Source organism: Paenimyroides aestuarii (assembly GCF_024628805.1).
Lineage (GTDB): Bacteria > Bacteroidota > Bacteroidia > Flavobacteriales > Flavobacteriaceae > Flavobacterium > Flavobacterium aestuarii_A.
Genome location: NZ_CP102382.1, coordinates 1 through 20,949, shown reverse-complemented (window position 1 = coordinate 20,949; position 20,949 = coordinate 1). Strand labels below are relative to the sequence as shown.

The following is a 20,949-nucleotide window of genomic DNA, read 5'->3' as shown; positions in this document are numbered from 1 at the left end:
TATGAAGATTTTAGTTACGGGTGCCACCGGATTTATTGGAAGTGCATTGTGCCAATTCCTTTTAGAAAATAAGCATTCAGTGCATTATTTAACCACTTCTGAAGATAAAATAAACAACACTATTCCCAATTACACTGGTTTTGTTTGGAATCCTTCCAAAAACCAAATCGATTTGGATTGTTTAAAAGATGTAGATGCCATTGTAAACCTGGCGGGACATACGATAAATTGTGCATGGACAGAAGAAAACAAAAAAAAGATTCTTGACAGTAGAATCAATTGTTCTAACAAACTTTTTAACGCATTGAAAGATAATCAACATCAAGTAAAATCTATTGTAAACGCATCGGCAATTGGTATTTATCAATCCAGTGAAACAATGGTTTATGATGAAAGTTCCATCGATTTTGGTACCGATTTTTTGGCCGATGTATGCAAACAATGGGAAGCTGCAAATGCACGATTTGAAACCCTAGGAATACAAACAGCCATTACGCGTTTTGGTTTAATTCTATCAAAAGACAATGGGGTGTTGCGCGAATTGGCACGAGTGGTGTCATTGGGAATGGGCGCCAATTTAGGCAACGGCAAACAATGGATGAGCTGGGTACATTATCAAGAAGTAGTGCAAATTATTTACAAATTATTAATGCAGCAACAAGCTGGACTTTTCAATGTTGTAGCACCCAACGCGGTTCGGCAAGAACAATTTTTAACACTTTTAGCAGCCGAACTAGATAAACCCTTGTGGTTGCCAAACATTCCCGAGTTTGTCATTAAATTTGGTTTAGGCAAACGCTCTGCTTTGGTTTTAAGCAGCCAACATGTACAGCCCAAAAACCTGCAAGAAAACAACTATATATTTTCGTATCCTCATTTATCAGGTGCTCTGAAAGATTTGTATAAATGAGATCTATTCAAATAATCATATTTTTCTTGCTTTTTAATTATGGTTTCTCACAAAACAAACAAATTGTGGGCGATACGGTTTTTTGGTATAAATATGCAAAAGAACTTGAGCATAAAATAGAACTAACAGATTTTGAAAAATCTAAAAATGATTTTTCTTTTCGATTTAGAAGCTATGGTCAAGTTGTTGAAATTATTAAAGACAGTACAAATATTTCAGGTTCTGTAACAAACTACATATATTATAGAAGGAAAGAAAACAGTGAACGGAAAACTTTATTTAAAAAAGAATTTTTGTCTGTAGCGCAAGCTCAAAATATTTATGATATTATTCAAAATGCTGAAATTTTAAACCTACCATCTGATGAAGAAATTAAAAATTGGTCGCAAGAATTTGATGGTATTACTTATATATTTGAGTATGCAGATAAATCAACGTATTCTTTCAAAAATTATTGGGCACCTAAAGTTCAAGAAGTACCTGAAGCTCATAAAGTCAATAAGTTTGTAAGAAATATTTCTGACTCTTTAAAATTAAAAGAGCGTTATGGACTTTTTAAAGAAAGTTTACCAAAGCGTAATGGATTCTATGATTCAAATGGTGGAGTTGTAGCATACCATATTTACTCTACAACATATTTAGGTTATAGCGGTGCAACCAAATTACCTTTAGGTTTTTTTGCATCACATTTTACGTCATATTTAGGTAAGAAAAAAGTGAATGTTGGAGGATTAGTTCAATATAATTTTGATACGAATGGGTTTTATCATTTGAAATTACGCGCATCAAAAAGTGTACTATTTATTAAGGAAGAAAAATTACGAGATTTTGTTTCTTACATTTATCAAAATAGAAAAATCGATATAAAACCAATAAATAATCACTTCAAAAATCATCAGTTTTTATATGGATTGTATTTTGATAATTTTGGAATTGGCGCAGGTATCGAATATCTAAAGCAACCACATTTCAACAAAACAGGATTGGTATTTTATGCAAGCAACTATTTTCAAAAGCCAAATATTAGTACAACAGCTTCTTCGTCGATATTTAATAATCAAATCAATTACAAAATTGATTTTGAAAGAAATTTTAATTTAGGAGATCAATCACCGATAGATAATATCTCAGTAAGTATAGGATACGAAGATTTTATGAACTATAAAGATGTATATTTTAATATAGTTACTCGCTTTTAACTCTTAAACTTCAACGGTAAATGCACCACTTTTTTGGTTTCAAAAAATTCATCGGTAAAAAAATCGCTTAAATTATATAAGGTTGCTTTTGGGAAATCTTTTAATTCTTCCGACAAATCGCCGCCTTTTAAATACAAAATTCCGTTTTCTAAATCGTGAACCGATTGTTTTTTGGTTTTTCCTTTTACCCATGTTACAAAATCGGGCATATTGGTAACCGCTCGGCTTACAATAAAATCGAATTTATCCGTAACCAATTCGGCTCTTTTTTGCTCGGCTTTTAAATTTTTTAATTGCAAAGCAGTTGCCACTTCGTTTACCACTCTTATTTTCTTTGCAATCACGTCAATAGCATAAAAGTTGGTTTCCGGAAATAAAATAGCCAAAGGAATCGCAGGAAAACCACCACCTGTACCCACATCCATCACATCGGCATTTGGTTTAAATTCCATAATTTTTGCAATTCCCAATGAATGTAAAACGTGTTTGGTGTACAATTCATCAATATCCTTTCTAGAAATTACGTTGATTTTTGCATTCCAATCTTGGTATAAATCATTTAACTGTTCCAATTGATTGATTTGTACCTCGCTTAAATGAGGAAATTGTGCTAAAATTTCTTCCATGACTAAAATTTTTAGCAAAAATACATTTTTAACAACAGGAAAAGAAGTATATTTAATTTTGAATGAATTTATTTTTTTAATAACCTATCGGTTACATAGATTTCATTCCTTTTTTTAAACTTGGGCAATATGAGAAAAACAATTACACTTCTTTTTTTATGTGTTTCGTTGTGCGGGTTTTCGCAAGAAACAATCAACGCAATGTTCTACAATTTGTTTAAATTTCCTAATTCGTTGCCGCAAAACCGTCAACTTATTTTAAAGGATATTTTAGATGAATACCAACCCGATTTATTCATGGTGTGTGAATTGGCAACCGAAAATGCCGCCGATTTAATTTTAAACACATCGCTGCAAAACCAAACCGATCCTTTCGCACGCGCATTGTTTACCCCCGATTTATCTGACCCGGCAGACCCGCTGCAAACAATGGTTTTTTACAATACCCGAAAACTTACTTTGGTATCACAGCAAAAACTTCCAACGGTTTATCGCGACATCAACCAATATTCTTTTAAAATAAATGTAGCCAGTAATAATCCTATTTATTTAGAAGTTTTTGTGGCACATTTAAAATCAAGTACCGGCACTGCCAACCAACAAACCCGTCTGCAAATGGTGCAAGCAGTTACTCAGCAGTTACAAAATTTAACCCAACCCGATACTTTTGTACTTTTTGCGGGCGATTTTAATTTTTACAGAGCCACTGAGCCGGGCTATCAAGAAATTTTAAACCCTGCGAATGCCATACAATTGATCGATCCAATAAATGCACCCGGAACTTGGCAAAACAATGCTGCCTTTAGTTATTTACACACTCAAAGCACAAGAGTATCAAATGCAGGTTTTGGTGGTGGTGCAAACGCGGGCGCATCGGGCGGTTTAGATGATCGCTTTGATTTCATTATGATGAGCGAAAATTTTAACACCAGCACCCGTTTAGCTTATGTTACAGACACTTACAAAGCTTTTGGAAACAATGGAAACTGTTTTGATAAAAGCGTAAACGATACCGATTGCTCTGGAATTTTTTCGCAAAATCTCCGCAATAATCTTTATAATATGAGTGATCATTTACCGGTTGTGATGCAATTTCAGCTCAACGAAAGCTTGTCGCGAAGTACTCAGGTTTTAAAACCAACTATTTGGTTTGAATCTGCGAATGTGCATGATAAAGAAATAGTTTTGGGAATAGATTCTTCTAAAGCGATGGTGCCAACAAAATTGTATGTGTACAATGCAGTAGGGCAGATGGTTGAAACCGTGGCAGTAAACAATCAATCATCTATTGTGATCAATATCGAACATTGGGCAGCTGGCATTTATTTTGTTAAAACCAATGCCCATGCATCCACCTTAAAATTCATTAAAAAATAGCAATTTTTGATTTAGTTCTTCAAGTGTGTCGATAAGTTCTCGGAAGATATTAGAAATATGTTAAAAATCAGAAAATCATAAGTAAAATGTGTAGCAATATCGTTACCTTTGATACTATAAAATAGGATAAAAATGAGTGTAAACGCGTTATCAGATCGAATAAACAATTTATCGGTTTCACAAACCTTGGCAATGGCTGCAAAAGCTCGTGAATTAACTGCATTGGGCAAAGACATTATCAGTTTAAGTTTGGGCGAACCCGATTTTAATACTCCAGACTTTATTAAAGAAGCAGCCAAAACGGCTATCGATGAAAATTGGAGCACTTATCCACCAGTTGACGGATATTTGGAATTAAAACAAGCCATTATAAAAAAGTTTCAACGCGATAACGGATTAACCTATCAACCTGCAAATATTGTGGTTTCAACAGGTGCCAAACAATCGTTGTATAATATCGCCCAAGCAATGATTAACGAGGGCGATGAGGTGATTTTACCAGCGCCTTATTGGGTTAGTTATTATGAAATCATCAAAATGGCAGGTGGTATTCCTGTGGTTGTTCCCACTTCTGTAGCTACCGATTTCAAAATCACAGCTGCCCAGTTGCAAGAAGCAATTACTCCAAAAACCAAAATGATGTGGTTTAGTTCGCCTTGTAATCCATCGGGATCGGTTTATAGTAAAGAAGAGCTTACCGGTTTGGTAGAAGTGTTAAAAAACCATGAACAAATATATGTAGTTTCTGATGAAATTTATGAACACATTAATTTTTCAGGAACCTATTGCAGTATTGGGTCTATCCCGGGTATGTTTGATCGAACAATCACCGTAAACGGCGTTGCAAAAGCTTTTGCCATGACGGGCTGGCGAATTGGATACATTGGCGCACCAGAGTTTATTGCCAAAGCTTGTACCAAATTGCAAGGGCAAGTAACCAGCGGCGCAAACTCTATTGCACAGCGGGCAACTATTGCAGCATTAGAAGCAGATCCTTCCGAAATAAAATATATGGTAGATGCTTTTCACAAACGCCGCGATTTGGTAATGAAATTGGTAAACGATATTCCCGGATTAAAAGTAAACGAGCCAGAAGGAGCTTTTTATGTGTTCCCTGATGTTTCGTATTTCTTTGGAAAAACATTAAATGGCACATTGATTAAAGATGCTGATGATTTGGCTTTGTATTTATTAGAATATGCAAACGTGGCAACTGTTACCGGTGCAGCATTCGGAAATCCAAACTGTATTCGCTTGTCATATGCCACCAGCGAAGAGATTTTAACAGAAGCATTTAAACGCATAAAAGAGGTTTTAAAAGAGCAATAAAGAATTTCCTACCATTCTAAACAAAACAGAGTGTAGGGAAGACCCAAGCTTGCGAACTGGCATAGCAATCTCATTTTTAAAGATTCTCCTTACCGTCGGAATAACAAAAAGATAAAAAACTTTTTTTTAAAGATTAAGAAGAATCAATATACCATAAAAAATCCCGAAGTTTTCACTTCGGGATTTTTATTTAAGCTATATAAACTTGATTATTTTGTTGCTTTAACATTAATTTTCAATTTAATGTTATCGTTAATTACTTTATCGCCTAAATCTTTAAAAACCGATCCAGAACTGTAATTAACAGCCCATTTTGTTCTGTCAATTTCAAATTCGTCTGATGCAATTGTAACATCACCTTCCGTCACAGTAATAGCAGCAGGGAATTTAATTCCGTGAGTAGTTTCTTTAATAGTTAAGTTACCTTCCACCATTTGTTTACCGTTTTCTTCAGCAACTTTTGTAATTTCAAAAACTGCCGTTGGGTATTTAGAAACATTAAAGAAGTGGTCAGCGTTTTCAGCAGTAGCACCTTTTAAGTGACCTTCTAAACCAGCTTTCTTTTCAGCATCAGTTAAATCGGTAACAGTGATAGAATTCATATCAATAGTGAATTTACCACCAGTTACAGCGTTGTTTGCAACTAACACAGAACCTTCTTTCAAAGCAATTGTTCCAGTGTGTTGATCACCCGATAATTTGCTTCCTACCCAGTCAATTTTAGATTCCGCAACATTTGCGTTATATGCTACAGCATCTGCTGCTGTTGTAGTAGTTTCAACTGCATCTGTTTCAACAGTTGTGTTTTCTTTTTTACAAGCCGTTAATGATAAAGCTGCCAAAGCAACTAATGCAAATACATTTTTTTTCATAATTAAATTATTAATTTGTATTGCAAAGATATTTAAAATCTATTATCAAAAACATAAAAATGCATGCAGTGGTTATTTCTTAATATAGATTAATTTTGCAGTTTCCTGCCAATTTGTCTAAAATACAACAATGGCTTTAAATTTGTTTAAAAAGAGATGATAGTAATAGTAATGAACAATGGAAAACGAAGAATTGAAAGAAAACATACAGCAAAATGCTGCACAAGAAATAGCAAATGAACCAGCAGATACAACCGAGCAATTGTCTGAAACAGAACAGTTACAAGAGCAGTTGGTTGCCGAAAAAGACAAGTTTCTAAGACTTTTTGCAGAATTTGAAAATTTTAGAAAGCGAACTGCACGCGAACGTATTGAATTGTTTGCAACAGCAAGCGAAGATGTTATGAAAGGAATTTTACCTGTTTTAGACGATTTCGACAGAGCCATTTCACAGATGGAAAAACTGGGCGAAAGCGAACATTTGACAGGTTTTAATTTAATAGCAACAAAGTTGCGTGACAATTTGTCGGCAAAAGGATTAAGTTTGGTAGAAATAAATCCAGGCGATGCTTTTGATGCAGACAGCGCAGAAGCAGTAACACAAATCCCAGCTGGTGACGATTTAAAAGGAAAAGTGGTCGATGTGATTGAAAAAGGATATAAATTAGGAGAGAAAATCATCCGCTTTCCAAAAGTTGTTATAGGTCAATAAAAAACTACAATGAAGAAAGATTATTACGAAATATTAGGTATTGATAAAAGTGCCGATGCAAGCGCTATTAAAAAAGCATACCGCAAAAAAGCGATAGAGTTTCACCCCGACAAAAACCCGGGCGACAAAGAAGCCGAAGAAAATTTTAAACTAGCTGCAGAAGCCTACGAAGTTTTAAGCGACCCTGATAAAAAAGCACGCTACGATCAATACGGTCATGCTGCTTTTGAAGGTGCTGGCGGTTTTGGCGGCGGCGGTTTTAATAATATGGAAGATATTTTTAGTCAATTTGGCGATATCTTCGGTAGCGGTTTCGGTGGCTTTGGCGGATTTGGTGGCTTTGGCGGTGGCGGTCAGCGCCGTGTAAAAGGTTCTAATTTGCGCATAAAAGTTAAACTTACTTTAGAAGATATTGCAAACGGTGTAGAGAAAAAAGTAAAAGTAAAACGCAAAGTACAAGCCGATGGCGTTTCGTATAAAACCTGTGGAACTTGTAATGGTTCTGGTCAGGTGATGCGCGTGCAAAATACCATTTTAGGACGTATGCAAACTTCTTCACCTTGTCCTACTTGTCAAGGTTCAGGACAAACAATTGATAAAAAACCGCAAGGCGCTGATGCAGACGGAATGGTAACTGCAGAAGAAACCGTATCAATTAAAATACCTGCGGGTGTTTCAGATGGTATTCAGTTAAAAGTTTCGGGCAAAGGAAACGATGCTCCGGGGGCCAATAGCATTCCCGGCGATTTAATTGTTGCTATTGAAGAAGTGGAACATGAATTTTTAAAGCGCGAAGGCGAAAACATACATTATGATTTATACCTAAACATTGCCGATGCAGTTTTAGGTGGATCTAAAGAGGTTGATACCGTAAATGGAAAAGTACGTATAAAGATTGAAGAAGGTATTCAGTCGGGAAAAATTTTGCGTTTAAAGGGCAAGGGTTTACCAAGTTTAAACGGTTATGGAAATGGTGATTTCTTAATACATATCAATGTTTGGACGCCTAAGAAATTAACAAAAGAACAAAGAGAATTCTTTGAAAAAATGAAAGAAGACGAAAATTTTGTGCCACATCCTCAAAAAGGAGATAAAAGTTTTTTTGAAAAAGTAAAAGAAATGTTTTCGTAATTAAAAAATGTTTTTTAGTTTTGTATTACACTTATAAAACGGTGGATTTTCTTTTTCATAGCAATTTTTCCCATCCTTGTGCAAACAAGGATGGGTTTTTTTTAACTACTTCGTATATTTGTACTAATTTTTAAAAAATCATGAATCATATTTTACAGGTAAATAATGTTGTTAAAAAGTACGGCGATAAAACCGCTTTAAACAACGTTTCATTAGCCATTCCTAAGGGTAGTGTTTTCGGATTGTTGGGTCCAAACGGTGCCGGAAAAACTTCATTAATACGCATTATCAATCAAATTACGTTTCCGGATGGTGGCGAAATTTTGCTCGACGGCGAAAAATTAAGTTCTCACCATGTAAAAAATATTGGTTATATGCCCGAAGAACGCGGTTTGTATAAAAGTATGAAAGTGGGCGAGCAGGCTTTGTATTTGGCGCAATTAAAAGGAATTTCTAAAGACGAAGCCAAAAAGCAATTAAAATATTGGTTTGAAAAATTAGAAATTGGAGACTGGTGGAACAAAAAAATTCAAGAACTTTCAAAAGGAATGGCACAGAAAATTCAGTTTGTGGTAACTGTATTGCATCAACCTAAATTATTGATTTTTGATGAACCATTCTCTGGATTTGACCCTGTAAACGCTAATATTATTAAAGACGAAATTCTTGAATTAAAACAAAAAGGCAGCACCATTATTTTTTCCACACACCGCATGGAAAGCGTTGAGGAAATGTGCGATGAAATAGCCTTGATTCATAAATCTAATAAATTGTTAGATGGTTCGGTGGTCGATATTAAAAAAGAGTATCGTTCCAACACCTACGATTTAGGAATAAATGCTTTAAATCCCAATCAATTAAAAGATTTTCTAAGAGCTAAATATCAAGTAGAAGAAACTTTCTTTAAATCATTAGACAACGATTTAAAATTATCTGTAAAACTTCATGATCGATCAGCAAACGAGTTGTTAAATGATGTGCTGCCATTTGGTCAAATCACTCATTTTTCTGAAAAAATACCGAGTATCAACGACATTTTTATTCAAACTGTAACCAATAACTAATGGGCGTTTTATCTTTAATTATCAAAAGAGAATTTATTTCCAAAGTGCGAAATAAATCATTTATTATAATGACCTTCGTAAGTCCACTTATTTTTGTAGCAGTTGCTGCATTAATTGGCTATTTAAGTTCCATGAAAACCGAGGTGAAACATATTGGAATTCACGATGAAAGCGGAATGTTTGTAAACGAATTTAAAAATTCCGAAAGCTATAAATACCACGATGTTTCCAAAATTGATCCAAAAATATTAAAAGACAGCGTTTCGCAGGCAAATTACGAAGGTGTTTTGTTTATTCCCAAAAAAGAAGATTTAAAAGCGTATGAAAACGCCATTGAATATGTTTCAGAAGAAAGCCCCAGTTTTGGATTTATCGCAAATATCGAATCAAAGCTTTCAGAAAAACTAATGCGGAAAAACTTAACCAATAAAGGCGTTGATACCGTTTTGCTTGATCAATCAAAAATCGATGTAACCATGCATCTTACCAAAGCATCGGGCGAAGAAACGATTAAAGGTTTAAACGAAATGAAAGTAATTATTGGATCTGTATTTGGATATTTAATTATGATGTTCATTATTATTTATGGAAATATGGTCATGCGCAGTGTGATTGAAGAAAAAACAAGTCGCATCATCGAAATTATCATTTCATCCATCAAACCCATCCAACTAATGATGGGGAAAATCATCGGAACCACTTTGGCCGGAATTTTACAGTTTGTAATTTGGGCAATTGTTGGCGGTATTTTATTAATAATTGCAAACTTTGTATTTGGTTTACACACTTCTACTCCAACCACAGAAGTGGCTATGGAAGCATCGAAATTAGCCGATATTCAAGTATATTTTACCGAACTTTTAAAATTGCCATTAATAAGTATGCTGATTTATTTCCTAATATATTTCATTGGCGGCTACTTTTTGTACAGCTCTTTGTATGCAGCAATCGGCGCAGCAGTTGATAACGAAACCGATACACAGCAGTTTATGTTTCCAGTGATTATGCCGTTAATGTTGGGCGTTTACATTGGCTTTTTCACAGTAATGAACGAGCCCCACGGCACGGTAGCCACTATTTTCTCCATGATTCCGCTCACATCGCCCATCGTAATGCTTATGCGCATTCCGTTTGGTGTACCTTTTTGGCAAATTGCACTTTCAATTGCACTATTATTTGCTACCTTTATAGCTATTGTTTGGGTGGCGTCGAAAATTTATCGTGTAGGAATTTTAATGTACGGCAAAAAACCCACATGGAAAGAACTTGTAAAATGGCTTAAATATTAAATATGGCTAAAATTTTAATTATAGAAGACGAAGCTTCCATCCGCAGAGTATTATCAAAAATATTGGCAGAAGAAAACGATAGTTATTCGGTGACCGAAGCAGCCGATGGTGAAGAAGGTTTAGAGAAAATAAAAAACGAAGATTTTGATTTGGTGATTTGCGATATTAAAATGCCAAAAAAAGATGGAGAAGAAGTGTTGCAAGAAGCAAAAAAAATAAAACCTGAATCTACATTCATCATGATTTATGGTCATGGCGATTTAGAAACAGCGGTTAATACCATGCGTTTGGGTGCATTTGATTATATATCCAAACCACCTGATTTAAACCGATTACTTACAACTGTTCGCAATGCGTTAGACAATAAATCATTGGCAGTAGAGAACAAGCGCTTAAAGAAAAAAGTAAGCAAAAACTACCAAATGATTGGCGAAAGTGAACCCATTCAACAGATAAAAGATATGGTTGATAAGGTAGCCGAAACCGATGCCCGCGTGTTGATTACCGGACCAAACGGAACAGGAAAAGAATTAGTAGCTCATAATTTGCATGAAAAAAGCAACCGGGCACAATTTCCTTTGATTGAAGTAAACTGTGCGGCAATTCCGTCAGAACTGATTGAAAGCGAGTTGTTTGGGCATGTAAAAGGCGCATTTACATCGGCGGTTAAAGACCGTGCCGGTAAATTTGAAGCAGCCGATAAAGGAACCATTTTCTTAGATGAAATTGGCGATATGAGCTTGGCGGCACAAGCCAAAGTGCTACGTGCATTACAAGAAAATGTAGTTACCAGAGTAGGAGCAGATAAGGATATTAAAGTAGATGTGCGTGTAATTGCAGCAACCAACAAAGACCTACGAAAAGAAATCGAGGAAGGACGATTTCGGGAAGATTTATACCACCGTTTGGCTGTTATTTTGATAAAAGTTCCGGCATTAAATGATCGCAGAGACGATATTCCGTTATTAATTGAACATTTTACCAAAAAAATTGCAGAGGAAAACGGCAGTGCACAAAAAGTTTTTTCAACTGAAGCAATAGAACTTCTTAAAAAATATGATTGGACAGGAAATATTCGGGAGTTGCGAAATGTGGTTGAACGCTTGATTATTTTAGGCGGAAAAGAAATTTCAAAATCAGATGTTGAATTGTTTGCATCAAAATAAACAAGATGAATTTAAAAAAAATCAATCCAAATTTAAAGCAAGCTTTAGCCGAAAAAGGTTTAACCGAAGCACCTGCCGTTATTAAAGAAGCTTTCGGAACCATAAAATCAGGTAATGATGTGGTTTTGGTAATAGAAAATCAAGAAGAAAGAGCTGAAGCTATTGCCATTTCGGTGATTCAACGATTAGAAAAAGCCTTTATGTTATCGCCGCGTGCGTTGGTAATTGTGGAAGATAAACCGCAGGCGTTAGAAATGGAAGCTTTGTTTAAAGAATTGGCAAAATATACCAATTTGCGTATTTTCATGACCCATGATAAAACCGATTTAGACGAAGATAAAAATCAAATATCTCTAGGAATTGATGTGCTAATTGGTACACCCGAACGCCTGAGTTTTATGTTTGGAAATGCAGGTTTCGATGTAAATCAGCTAAAAATGTTGGTTATTAATAATACCGATGAACTGTTGCGTTTGCGACACGATAGCCGTTTATATCGTTTGTCAGAAAGTATTGGTAAAACCCAAAGAATGTATGTAACCCAACAAGAAACCGAACGTTTAGAAATTTTTGTAGATAAAACCATGCTAGACAGTTATTGGTTTTCTGATGATGATTTTGAAGAAGATGTAGATTAAGAACATAAAAAAAAAGCTGCTTTGGTTAACAAAGCAGCTTTTTTATGAGTAATTCGTTTTTTAGCTTTCAACAACTTTACCTTTAATAAATAAAGCTACTGTTCCACCTTCCACGTTTTTAGCGTTTGATTCAACAGTAATTGTTTTAGAAATTGTACCTGGATTCATGTTGTATTTCACTTCAATTTTATCTGATTTTCCAGGCATAATCGGCGCTTCTGGCTTAGAAGGCACAGTACAACCACATGATGAACGTACGTTGGTAATAACCAAAGGCTCATCGCCAGTATTTGTAAACTCAAAAGTTCTTACACCTGTGTCAACACCTTTAACAACTGTACCATAATCAATGGTATTGTTCTCAGCCTTAAACTCAATTTTTGGACCAGTTTGTGCGTATGAAGCAGCTCCAACCAATGTCATCGCTACTATTCCTAAAAATTTTTTCATTGTTTTAAATAATTTTAATTATGTAAATTTAATTAGTTTCAAGTGAAATCCAAATATTTATAATTATTTTTTGCATTTCATTAACATGTGTTTCAAAACGTGTGCCAAACTTAACAAAAAAAACTTTAAGTAATATTTTATTTAAAGATTATTGTATTTTTGTTGTATAAAACACGATTTAAATAATATTATATGATGATTCCAGCACAATTTGATGCACAACAAGTTGAAAAAAAATGGTATGCATACTGGATGCAGAACCAATATTTTAAATCAACTCCTGATCATAGAATTCCTTATACCATAGTAATTCCTCCACCAAACGTAACCGGGGTTTTGCACATGGGGCACATGCTGAACAATACCATTCAAGATGTATTAATTCGCCGCGCTCGTTTGAAGGGATTCAACGCTTGTTGGGTACCCGGAACCGATCATGCTTCTATCGCAACTGAAGCAAAAGTTGTAGCTAAGCTAAAAGCAGAAGGCATCAATAAGTCAGATTTAACTCGTGAAGAGTTTTTAAAACACGCATTTGATTGGACCGAAAAATACGGTGGTACTATTTTAGAACAACTCAAACAATTAGGGTGTTCATGTGATTGGGATAGAACTAAATTTACAATGGATGAAGATATGTCAGCTTCTGTCATTCGGTCATTTGTTGATTTATATAATAAAGGAATGATTTACCGCGGATATCGCATGGTGAATTGGGATCCTGAAGCAAAAACAACCTTGTCTGACGAAGAAGTGATTTATGAAGAACGCCAAGGTAAATTGTATCATTTAAAATATCAAATCGAAGGTTCTAATGAATTTGTAATCATTGCCACCACAAGGCCTGAAACCATTTTAGGAGATACAGCGATTTGCATCCATCCGGAAGACGAACGTTATTTTCACCTAAAAGGAAAAAAAGCAATTGTGCCTATTTGCGATCGTGTAATTCCCATCATTTTCGATGAGTATGTGGATAGGGAATTTGGAACAGGTTGTTTAAAAGTAACCCCTGCACACGATGTGAACGATAAAGCATTGGGTGATAAACATGGATTGGAAATTATTGATATATTTAATGAAGACGCTACTTTAAACTCATTTGGATTACATTACGAAGGAAAAGACCGCTTTGAAGTTCGTAAGGAAATTGAGAAAGAATTAGCAACCATTGGCGCATTGGAAAAAGTAGAAACACATATTAATAATGTAGGCACATCCGAGCGAACCAAAGCCGTAATAGAACCCCGACTGTCCGATCAATGGTTTTTGAAAATGGACGAGTTGGTGAAGCCCGCTATTAAAGCTGTTTTAGAGTCAGAAGAAGTAAAATTATATCCTTCTCGCTTCAACAATACTTATGCGCATTGGTTAAACAATATCCGCGACTGGAATATTTCGCGCCAGTTATGGTGGGGACAGCAAATTCCTGCTTATTATTATGGCGACGGAAAAGAGGATTTTGTTGTTGCCGAAAATATAGAAGATGCTTTGATATTAGCCAAAGAAAAGACCAATAATCCGCAGTTAACAACTCAACATTTAAAGCAAGATCCGGACGCGTTGGATACATGGTTTTCGTCGTGGTTATGGCCTATTTCGGTTTTTGGTGGTATGATGGATCCAGAAAACGAAGAATTTAAGTACTATTACCCTACCAACGATTTGGTAACTGGCCCCGATATTTTATTCTTTTGGGTGGCACGTATGATTATTGCAGGATACGAATATACCGGTGAAAAACCATTTTCGAATGTGTATTTAACAGGATTGGTTCGCGACAAACAAGGCAGAAAAATGTCTAAATCGCTAGGAAACTCTCCTGATCCTCTTGGATTAATTGAAAAATTTGGTGCCGATGGTGTTCGTGTGGGATTATTGCTAAGTTCTTCTGCAGGAAACGATATTTTGTTTGATGAAGAATTGTGTAATCAAGGAAAAGGGTTTGCAAATAAAATTTGGAATGCGTTCCGACTGATAAAAGGTTGGGAAGTGGCCGATTTAGAACAACCACAATCGTCTAAAATAGCTATTGATTGGTATGAAGCAAAATTGCAAAAAACTTTATTAGAGATTGAAGATAATTTTGAAAAATACAGAATTTCAGATGCTTTAATGGCTATTTACAAATTGGTTTGGGACGATTTTTGTTCATGGTTTTTAGAAATGATAAAACCTGGATACCAACAACCAATTGATCGCCAAACATTCCACAAAGCAATTGAAATGTTAGAAGCAAATCTAAAATTGTTGCATCCGTTTATGCCTTTCTTAACCGAAGAAATTTGGCAACACATTACGGAAAGAACACCTGAACAAGCTTTAATTGTTTCAGAATGGCCAACTATAAAAACTTTTAACGAAGAATTAATCAATGATTTTGATTTTGCTGCGGATGTAATTTCAGGTATAAGAACCATTCGCAAAAACAAAAATATTTCGTTTAAAGAAGCCATTGAATTAAAAGTAATAAATAAAGAAAATACTTCTAAAGCTTTTGATGAAGTTATTAAGAAATTAGGAAACGTCTCGGCTTTAGAATATGTAAACGAATCAGTTTCTGGTGCTTTATCATACCGTGTACATTCAAACGAGTATTTTATTCCTGTTTCAGGAACGGTTAATATCGATGAAGAGGTAAAAAAAATAGAAGAAGAATTGACGTATTTGCAAGGATTTTTACGATCAGTTCAAGCAAAATTGTCAAACGAAAAATTTGTTTCGGGCGCACCAGAGCAAGTAATTGCAAATGAGCGTAAAAAAGAAGCAGATGCTTTAGCCAAAATTGCTACTTTAGAACAAAGTTTGGCAACATTACAATAAACAAAAAAACCAGCTTTTTAGCTGGTTTTTTTATAAAAATTATTCGGTGTCTTTTTGCCCCATCATCATCAAATAGGCTTTTAAGAACGGATCAATACCGCCATTCATTACATTGTCCACATCGCTGGTTTCAAACTGTGTGCGCACATCTTTTACCAATTTGTATGGATGCATCACATAATTTCTGATTTGCGAACCCCATTCAATTTTCATTTTGTTGGCTTCGATTTCATCGCGTTTCGCCTGACGTTTCTTTAACTCAATTTCGTACAATTGTGATTTAAGCAACTGCATGGCTTTGGTTTTATTGTCGAGCTGCGATCGTGTTTCCGAATTCTCGATAATAATTCCCGTTGGGTGGTGGCGTAAACGTACCGCCGTTTCCACTTTATTTACGTTCTGTCCGCCAGCACCTGAAGAGCGCATGGTTTCCCATGAAATATCAGATGGATTGATTTCAATTTCAATCGTATCATCTGCCAATGGATATACATATACCGAAGCAAATGAAGTGTGGCGCTTTGCATTGCTATCAAACGGAGAAATTCGAACCAAACGATGCACGCCGTTTTCACCTTTTAAGTAACCAAACGAAAATTCGCCTTCAAACTCTAAGGTAACTGTTTTTATTCCAGCCACATCGCCTTCCTGAAAATTCAGTTCTTTAATTTTGTAACCGTTTTTTTCGCCCCACATTAAATACATTCGCATAAGCATGGCAGCCCAATCACAACTTTCGGTTCCACCAGCACCGGCAGTAATTTGCAAAACCGCACTCATGCTGTCGCCCTCGTCTGAAAGCATGTTTCTAAACTCTAAATCTTCAACAATCGCTACTGTTTTTTCGTATTGATTTTGAACTTCTTCTTCCGAAACATCACCTTCATTAAAAAACTCAATCAAAATTTGAAGCTCTTCGAGATTGGTTTCGGCACTTTGATAACCTTCTACCCATTTCTTTTTTGAACGAATATTTCTAACAATGATTTCGGCTTCTTTGGCATTGTTCCAAAAATCAGGATCAAATGTTTTTTCTTCTTCGTTTTGTATCTCAATTAATTTCTGATCGATGTCAAAGATACCTCCTTAACGCACCAAGGCGATCAATAAGACCTTTTATTTGATCTGTTGTAACCATTTTTGTATGATTTTTGTTAGATTTATAAAAACAAATGTACATCTATCTTAAACAATAAAAAAATGAAAAAGTGGCATTGGTATTTATATATGATATTTTTTGGAATGATGGGCTGCGTGGCTCAAACCAAAACAGGGGCTGACAAAAGTGCAACTAAGATTGAAAATGGAAAAGTAACACTTTCAAACCCCGATTTAGAGTATGAAGTAATTATTATGGATAATGGTTTTGAGCGGTGGTTTAATACTAATCGCATGCCAAAAGGTCATTATTCGATAGATTATTTAGAAAACAAAAACCGAAGATGGGTGCAGCAATGGAATGCGAAAGCACTGCAACCAAACAGCGGAATTGATTATACAATTGATTACAACAACCAAACGCATTATGGATATGAAGTGAATTATATGCTGTACCACTATTTGTTGTATTATCAACGGATGAATAATTTAAAATTAGATTAAATAATGTAAATTTGCAACGAGAAATAATTGCACTATGGCATCATTAAAGGAAAAGTGGGGAATAACTTCTAATTTTCAATTTATTATAATTTTGGTGGTTTTTGCTATAACCGGAAGCACTTCGGCTTATATTACAAGACCTATTTTAGAAATGATTGGTATTACAAAAGAAAGTTTGCACCCGTTGATCTATTGGCCGTTGTCATTAATTTTAATTTTGCCTGTTTACAAGGTTTTATTGATTATCATAGGAACCTTATTTGGGCAACATAAGTTTTTCTGGAATTTTGTAAAAAAAATGCTCATCCGTATGCGGTTAGGATTTTTATATGGAATAAAAAAATAAGCAAAACTTTATGTTTTGCTTATTTTTTATGAATGATAAAGATACACGGACGTTTGTGCAAATCTATTTTATGTTTTTTCCAGAAACTGACTGGTTTGGTAAGCATGATTTCTTTGGGTAATGTTAAGTCGCACGCAACGCACAGCGAAGTGTTTGGATGCAATGTTTGAACCATTTCTTCCATCAATTGATTGTTTCGATAAGGCGTTTCAATAAAAAGTTGCGATTGGTTTCTTTCAAACGACCATTTTTCCAAATTTTTCAACATGGTTTTTTTATCAGATTTATCAATAGGAAGGTATCCGTTAAAAGTAAACGATTGTCCGTTCATACCCGAACCCATCAACGAAAGTAGAATGGATGACGGTCCTGTAAGCGGCACCACTTTTATGCCTTTTTCATGTGCCATAGCCACAATCACTGCACCCGGATCTGCAACACCTGGGCAACCGGCATCGCTCATTAATCCCATGTTTTTTCCTTCCAATAAGGGCTGAATAAATGTTTTTAGTTCTTTGGCATCGGTATGTTTGTTCAGTTCAAACAAATTTAAACTAGCCTGAACTTTTTCCGGATCAATTGCTTTAATAAACTTGCGGGCAACTTTGCTGTTTTCCACAACATAATCGTCAATTAGCGAAACCGTACGCATTACACTTGCTGGTAAAACTTCGTTAGCTGCTGTATCGCCTAACATTACAGGAATTAAATATAAGGTGCCTAATGTTGTCATAAAATATAATTAAGGAAGTATATGCTTTCCAAATAAAATCAACCAGAAATAAAAACCTAAAATTCCTCCGATTAGTCCTGAAATAATAAATGTAAATCTTTGGTTGTATGGAATGTATTTAAAAATAATATAAAACGCTACTAATAATCCGATGAATGCAGTTGGTATTAAAATACTAAAATCATGTATATCTATATTACGAGCAAGTTTTATCTCGTCCATTTGTTTTGAGTAACGTCCTTTTATGAAATACTTTGTTATTAAAGTAATAAAGTTAAATGTTTGTCGTAACCAAAATAAAGAAAGAAAAATATAAAACCAGTGAATAATTTTTATATTTCTTAGGTATATAATTTTTTTTCGATTGTAAAGTAAAAGTAATAATCCAAGCGTTCCTGTAAAAATAGTTTGTAAAGGACCACCTAAAGTGACTAAAAAAAGCTCTGATTTGGTAATAATACCATCAAAATCATCAGGAATAATTATGCTTGTTGAACCATAATGTACAATGGCGTCTAAACCTACAATTTTTGCTGCTATGTAATGACCAGTTTCGTGTGAAACTGTTCCTATAATTGTGAATAAAACAAAGGTTATTATTAGGGGAAATAATAATTTAAAATCTATTGTAAAAGAAAAATATTTTTTCATAATCAATAACCATGAATTATCATAGAAATATAAAAAAACGCCTTTAAGCGTTTTCTAATTTTATCTTTATTTTTTCGCAAGCTTCGTTCAGCATATTATAAACATCCTCAAAACCATTGTCGCCCCCGTAATATGGATCGGGAACTTCTTTGTTTTGGTCGGGATACAATTCATTTAAAATAAACTGCACTTTGTTAATTGCTTCGTTTGTAGGAGCCAAGCGGCACACATTTTTATAGTTGCTTTGATCCATCACATAGATATAATCAAAGTTGTCAAAATCCTCTAAAGTAAATTGTCTTGCACGTTGGGTAGTTAAATCCACACCATACTTTTTTGCAACAGCAATTGAGCGTTTGTCGGGTAATTCACCCGAATGCCAAGCGCCTGTTCCAGCAGAATCTACTATAAACCGATCAGAATTTAGCTTAGATTTTAAAATACCCTCAGCCAAGGGCGATCTACAAATATTTCCTAAACAAACCATTAAAATTTTGGCCATTACATAGATAATTTTTTGTTGATATCTTCAAAATGTACTTTAAACTCTTTGTCGGTTTCCAATAAATTATCAACCGTTTTGCAAGCATGTAAAACCGTTGCATGGTCGCGATCACCTATTTGTGAGCCTATATTTGCCAATGATGATTTGGTGTATTTTTTTGCAAAAAACATGGCCAATTGTCTTGCTTGCACAATGTTTCGCTTGCGTGATTTGGAACATAGTGTTTCAATATCTAAATCAAAATAATCGGATACAATTTTTTGAATGTAATCAATCGAAATTTCTTTGCGTATGTTTTTAACGAATTTTTCAATTACATTTTTCGCAAGTTCTATTGTTACTTCTTTTTTATTGAAAGAAGATTGAGCAATTAACGAAATGATTGCACCTTCTAATTCGCGAACATTTGTTTTAACATGCTTTGCAACATATTCCACCACATCGTTTGGAATTTCAACTCCATCGCGGTATAAAATATTCTTTAAAATATTCACACGTGTTTCAAAATCGGGATGCATAATTTCTGCTGAAAGCCCCCATTTGAATCTTGATAACAAGCGTTGTTCAATATCTTGCATGTCAACGGGTGCTTTGTCTGAAGTTAAAATAACTTGTTTTCCGTTTTGATGCAGATAGTTGAAAATATGGAAAAATACATCTTGCGTACCCGATTTTCCAGATAAAAATTGGATATCATCAACAATTAATACGTCAATTAATTGATAAAAATAAATGAAATCGTTGCGTGTTTGTTTTCTAACCGAATCCACATATTGCTGCGTGAAAACTTCGGCTGAAATATATAAAACCGTTTTTTCTGGATGTTTCTCTTTAATTTCTACTCCAATTGCGTGCGCCAAGTGTGTTTTTCCTAAGCCAACACCTCCGTAAATCAACAACGGGTTAAAAGCGGTTCCGCCGGGTTTGTTGGCAACAGCCATACCTGCACTGCGTGCCAAACGGTTCGATTCGCCTTCCAAAAAGTTATCAAAACTGTAGTTAGAATTTAGTTGCGATTCAATCTTAACATTTCGTATGCCAGGAATTACAAACGGATTTTTTAATTCGGGGTTTTTGGTTTGCACAGGAACATCTAACTCCTGCGTTTTAACAGGCTCTCTCTGCGTACTAGGTAATTGTTCGGTGAACGGTTGTTTGGTTCCCGAAGTATTTTCCATTTTAATTTTATACAATAACTTTGCTTTAGGACCAAGTTCCTTAGTTAATGCAGATTTTAATACCTTTACATAATGTTCTTCTAACCATTCGTAGAAGAATTTGCTAGGAACTTGAATATACAAAGCATTTTCTGTTAACTCAATAGCCTCAATTGGTTCAAACCAAGTTTTGAACGCCTGATCGCCAATGTTGTCTTTTATGTATTGAAGACAACGATTCCAAACAGATATTGCGGTTTCTTGTGTATAGTCAAGCATTTTTATTAAAGATAATAGTGTTTAATAATAGTGTTTTAGAGAGTTACATAAAACACATTTACGTTTACAAATATGTGAATAAAAATCATC

The 20,949-nt window shown here is 34.8% G+C and carries 21 protein-coding genes; 13 read left to right on the top strand and 8 right to left on the bottom strand.

Annotated features, from left to right (window positions below):
* Position 1 precedes the first annotated feature (1 nt).
* Together NPX36_RS00105 and NPX36_RS00100 are read left to right on the top strand one after the other, a co-directional pair.
* Positions 2-910 carry a TIGR01777 family oxidoreductase gene (locus NPX36_RS00105; protein ID WP_257499421.1) on the top strand — a complete coding sequence of 303 codons (909 nt, stop codon included), beginning with the start codon at positions 2-4 and terminating at the stop codon, positions 908-910.
* On the top strand, positions 907-2,109 hold the full coding sequence (locus NPX36_RS00100) for a hypothetical protein (RefSeq protein ID WP_257499420.1): 1,203 nt from the start codon (positions 907-909) through the stop codon (positions 2,107-2,109). Before NPX36_RS00105 ends, NPX36_RS00100 begins: the two co-directional genes overlap by 4 nt.
* On the opposite strand, the gene rsmG is transcribed toward NPX36_RS00100, so the two are convergent.
* Positions 2,106-2,735, bottom strand: a complete 630-nt coding sequence (rsmG, locus tag NPX36_RS00095; protein WP_257499419.1) for a 16S rRNA (guanine(527)-N(7))-methyltransferase RsmG — start codon at positions 2,733-2,735, stop codon at positions 2,106-2,108. The genes NPX36_RS00100 and rsmG overlap by 4 nt on opposite strands.
* A 129-nt stretch (positions 2,736-2,864) precedes the next feature.
* Here rsmG and NPX36_RS00090 point away from each other — a divergent pair, with 129 nt between their 5' ends.
* A complete protein-coding gene (locus NPX36_RS00090; RefSeq protein WP_257499418.1) occupies positions 2,865-4,112 on the top strand; it encodes a T9SS type A sorting domain-containing protein in 1,248 nt (415 codons plus the stop codon).
* Between the two features lie 132 nt (positions 4,113-4,244).
* Complete coding sequence (locus NPX36_RS00085) at positions 4,245-5,441, top strand: pyridoxal phosphate-dependent aminotransferase (protein WP_257499417.1); 1,197 nt, start codon at positions 4,245-4,247, stop codon at positions 5,439-5,441.
* A gap of 209 nt (positions 5,442-5,650) precedes the next feature.
* Here the strand turns inward: NPX36_RS00085 and NPX36_RS00080 are convergent, their stop codons facing one another.
* Entirely contained in the window at positions 5,651-6,313 is a 663-nt protein-coding gene (locus NPX36_RS00080) for a YceI family protein (protein WP_257499416.1), read from the bottom strand.
* Positions 6,314-6,491: 178 nt separating this feature from the next.
* Here NPX36_RS00080 and NPX36_RS00075 point away from each other — a divergent pair, with 178 nt between their 5' ends.
* The 6 genes from NPX36_RS00075 to NPX36_RS00050 all read left to right on the top strand — a co-directional run bounded on the left by NPX36_RS00075 (position 6,492) and on the right by NPX36_RS00050 (position 12,313).
* On the top strand, positions 6,492-7,025 hold the full coding sequence (locus tag NPX36_RS00075) for a nucleotide exchange factor GrpE (RefSeq protein ID WP_257499415.1): 534 nt from the start codon (positions 6,492-6,494) through the stop codon (positions 7,023-7,025).
* Between the two features lie 9 nt (positions 7,026-7,034).
* A complete protein-coding gene (gene dnaJ, locus NPX36_RS00070; protein ID WP_257499414.1) occupies positions 7,035-8,156 on the top strand; it encodes a molecular chaperone DnaJ in 1,122 nt (373 codons plus the stop codon).
* Between the two features lie 140 nt (positions 8,157-8,296).
* Complete coding sequence (locus NPX36_RS00065) at positions 8,297-9,220, top strand: ABC transporter ATP-binding protein (protein WP_257499413.1); 924 nt, start codon at positions 8,297-8,299, stop codon at positions 9,218-9,220.
* The gene (locus NPX36_RS00060; protein WP_257499412.1) at positions 9,220-10,509 is read left to right on the top strand and encodes an ABC transporter permease; all 1,290 of its coding nucleotides are present in this window, start codon (positions 9,220-9,222) and stop codon (positions 10,507-10,509) included. The genes NPX36_RS00065 and NPX36_RS00060 overlap by 1 nt, the downstream gene beginning before the upstream one ends.
* Before the next feature lie 2 nt (positions 10,510-10,511).
* Complete coding sequence (locus NPX36_RS00055; protein WP_257499411.1) at positions 10,512-11,675, top strand: sigma-54-dependent transcriptional regulator; 1,164 nt, start codon at positions 10,512-10,514, stop codon at positions 11,673-11,675.
* Positions 11,676-11,680: 5 nt separating this feature from the next.
* On the top strand, positions 11,681-12,313 hold the full coding sequence (locus NPX36_RS00050; protein WP_257499410.1) for a DEAD/DEAH box helicase: 633 nt from the start codon (positions 11,681-11,683) through the stop codon (positions 12,311-12,313).
* Positions 12,314-12,373: 60 nt separating this feature from the next.
* Here the strand turns inward: NPX36_RS00050 and NPX36_RS00045 are convergent, their stop codons facing one another.
* Entirely contained in the window at positions 12,374-12,763 is a 390-nt protein-coding gene (locus NPX36_RS00045) for a DUF1573 domain-containing protein (protein ID WP_257499409.1), read from the bottom strand.
* 192 nt (positions 12,764-12,955) lie between these two features.
* Here NPX36_RS00045 and NPX36_RS00040 point away from each other — a divergent pair, with 192 nt between their 5' ends.
* Positions 12,956-15,586 carry a valine--tRNA ligase gene (locus tag NPX36_RS00040; protein WP_257499408.1) on the top strand — a complete coding sequence of 877 codons (2,631 nt, stop codon included), beginning with the start codon at positions 12,956-12,958 and terminating at the stop codon, positions 15,584-15,586.
* Between the two features lie 39 nt (positions 15,587-15,625).
* Here NPX36_RS00040 and prfB read toward each other — a convergent pair.
* A protein-coding gene (prfB, locus tag NPX36_RS00035) for a peptide chain release factor 2 (RefSeq protein ID WP_257499407.1) occupies positions 15,626-16,724 on the bottom strand; the annotation gives its coding sequence in 2 pieces (ribosomal slippage) (positions 15,626-16,660 and positions 16,662-16,724; 1,098 coding nt in all).
* Positions 16,725-16,786: 62 nt separating this feature from the next.
* On the opposite strand from prfB, the gene NPX36_RS00030 reads away from it, so the two are divergent.
* Positions 16,787-17,188: a DUF6146 family protein gene (locus NPX36_RS00030; RefSeq protein ID WP_257499406.1), complete on the top strand. Its 402-nt coding sequence runs from the start codon at positions 16,787-16,789 to the stop codon at positions 17,186-17,188.
* 34 nt (positions 17,189-17,222) lie between these two features.
* The gene (locus NPX36_RS00025) at positions 17,223-17,534 is read left to right on the top strand and encodes a DUF6787 family protein (RefSeq protein WP_257499405.1); all 312 of its coding nucleotides are present in this window, start codon (positions 17,223-17,225) and stop codon (positions 17,532-17,534) included.
* 19 nt (positions 17,535-17,553) lie between these two features.
* Here NPX36_RS00025 and NPX36_RS00020 read toward each other — a convergent pair whose 3' ends face one another.
* From NPX36_RS00020 to dnaA, 4 genes are read right to left on the bottom strand one after another with little or no spacing between them, the layout of a single operon-like run.
* Positions 17,554-18,267, bottom strand: a complete 714-nt coding sequence (locus tag NPX36_RS00020) for an SAM-dependent methyltransferase (RefSeq protein ID WP_257499404.1) — start codon at positions 18,265-18,267, stop codon at positions 17,554-17,556.
* 9 nt (positions 18,268-18,276) lie between these two features.
* The gene (locus NPX36_RS00015) at positions 18,277-18,918 is read right to left on the bottom strand and encodes a hypothetical protein (RefSeq protein ID WP_257499403.1); all 642 of its coding nucleotides are present in this window, start codon (positions 18,916-18,918) and stop codon (positions 18,277-18,279) included.
* Between the two features lie 43 nt (positions 18,919-18,961).
* Positions 18,962-19,420 (bottom strand): low molecular weight protein-tyrosine-phosphatase, encoded by a 459-nt coding sequence (locus NPX36_RS00010; protein WP_257499402.1) that lies wholly within the window; start codon positions 19,418-19,420, stop codon positions 18,962-18,964.
* A complete protein-coding gene (gene dnaA / locus NPX36_RS00005; RefSeq protein WP_257499401.1) occupies positions 19,420-20,859 on the bottom strand; it encodes a chromosomal replication initiator protein DnaA in 1,440 nt (479 codons plus the stop codon). Before dnaA ends, NPX36_RS00010 begins: the two co-directional genes overlap by 1 nt.
* Positions 20,860-20,949: the final 90 nt, after the last annotated feature.

Excerpts from the sequence above, each read along its gene's own strand:
- NPX36_RS00055 (WP_257499411.1), top strand. The coding sequence starts at position 10,512 with ATGGCTAAAATTTTAATTATAGAAGACGAAGCTTCCATCCGCAGAGTA.
- NPX36_RS00015 (WP_257499403.1), bottom strand. The coding sequence starts at position 18,918 with ATGAAAAAATATTTTTCTTTTACAATAGATTTTAAATTATTATTTCCC.
- NPX36_RS00075 (WP_257499415.1), top strand. The coding sequence starts at position 6,492 with ATGGAAAACGAAGAATTGAAAGAAAACATACAGCAAAATGCTGCACAA.
- NPX36_RS00105 (WP_257499421.1), top strand. The coding sequence starts at position 2 with ATGAAGATTTTAGTTACGGGTGCCACCGGATTTATTGGAAGTGCATTG.
- NPX36_RS00010 (WP_257499402.1), bottom strand. The coding sequence starts at position 19,420 with ATGGCCAAAATTTTAATGGTTTGTTTAGGAAATATTTGTAGATCGCCC.
- NPX36_RS00045 (WP_257499409.1), bottom strand. The coding sequence starts at position 12,763 with ATGAAAAAATTTTTAGGAATAGTAGCGATGACATTGGTTGGAGCTGCT.
- NPX36_RS00025 (WP_257499405.1), top strand. The coding sequence starts at position 17,223 with ATGGCATCATTAAAGGAAAAGTGGGGAATAACTTCTAATTTTCAATTT.
- dnaA (WP_257499401.1), bottom strand. The coding sequence starts at position 20,859 with ATGCTTGACTATACACAAGAAACCGCAATATCTGTTTGGAATCGTTGT.
- NPX36_RS00080 (WP_257499416.1), bottom strand. The coding sequence starts at position 6,313 with ATGAAAAAAAATGTATTTGCATTAGTTGCTTTGGCAGCTTTATCATTA.
- NPX36_RS00090 (WP_257499418.1), top strand. The coding sequence starts at position 2,865 with ATGAGAAAAACAATTACACTTCTTTTTTTATGTGTTTCGTTGTGCGGG.
- rsmG (WP_257499419.1), bottom strand. The coding sequence starts at position 2,735 with ATGGAAGAAATTTTAGCACAATTTCCTCATTTAAGCGAGGTACAAATC.
- NPX36_RS00100 (WP_257499420.1), top strand. The coding sequence starts at position 907 with ATGAGATCTATTCAAATAATCATATTTTTCTTGCTTTTTAATTATGGT.
- NPX36_RS00040 (WP_257499408.1), top strand. The coding sequence starts at position 12,956 with ATGATGATTCCAGCACAATTTGATGCACAACAAGTTGAAAAAAAATGG.
- NPX36_RS00060 (WP_257499412.1), top strand. The coding sequence starts at position 9,220 with ATGGGCGTTTTATCTTTAATTATCAAAAGAGAATTTATTTCCAAAGTG.
- NPX36_RS00020 (WP_257499404.1), bottom strand. The coding sequence starts at position 18,267 with ATGACAACATTAGGCACCTTATATTTAATTCCTGTAATGTTAGGCGAT.
- NPX36_RS00030 (WP_257499406.1), top strand. The coding sequence starts at position 16,787 with ATGAAAAAGTGGCATTGGTATTTATATATGATATTTTTTGGAATGATG.
- NPX36_RS00050 (WP_257499410.1), top strand. The coding sequence starts at position 11,681 with ATGAATTTAAAAAAAATCAATCCAAATTTAAAGCAAGCTTTAGCCGAA.
- dnaJ (WP_257499414.1), top strand. The coding sequence starts at position 7,035 with ATGAAGAAAGATTATTACGAAATATTAGGTATTGATAAAAGTGCCGAT.
- NPX36_RS00085 (WP_257499417.1), top strand. The coding sequence starts at position 4,245 with ATGAGTGTAAACGCGTTATCAGATCGAATAAACAATTTATCGGTTTCA.
- NPX36_RS00065 (WP_257499413.1), top strand. The coding sequence starts at position 8,297 with ATGAATCATATTTTACAGGTAAATAATGTTGTTAAAAAGTACGGCGAT.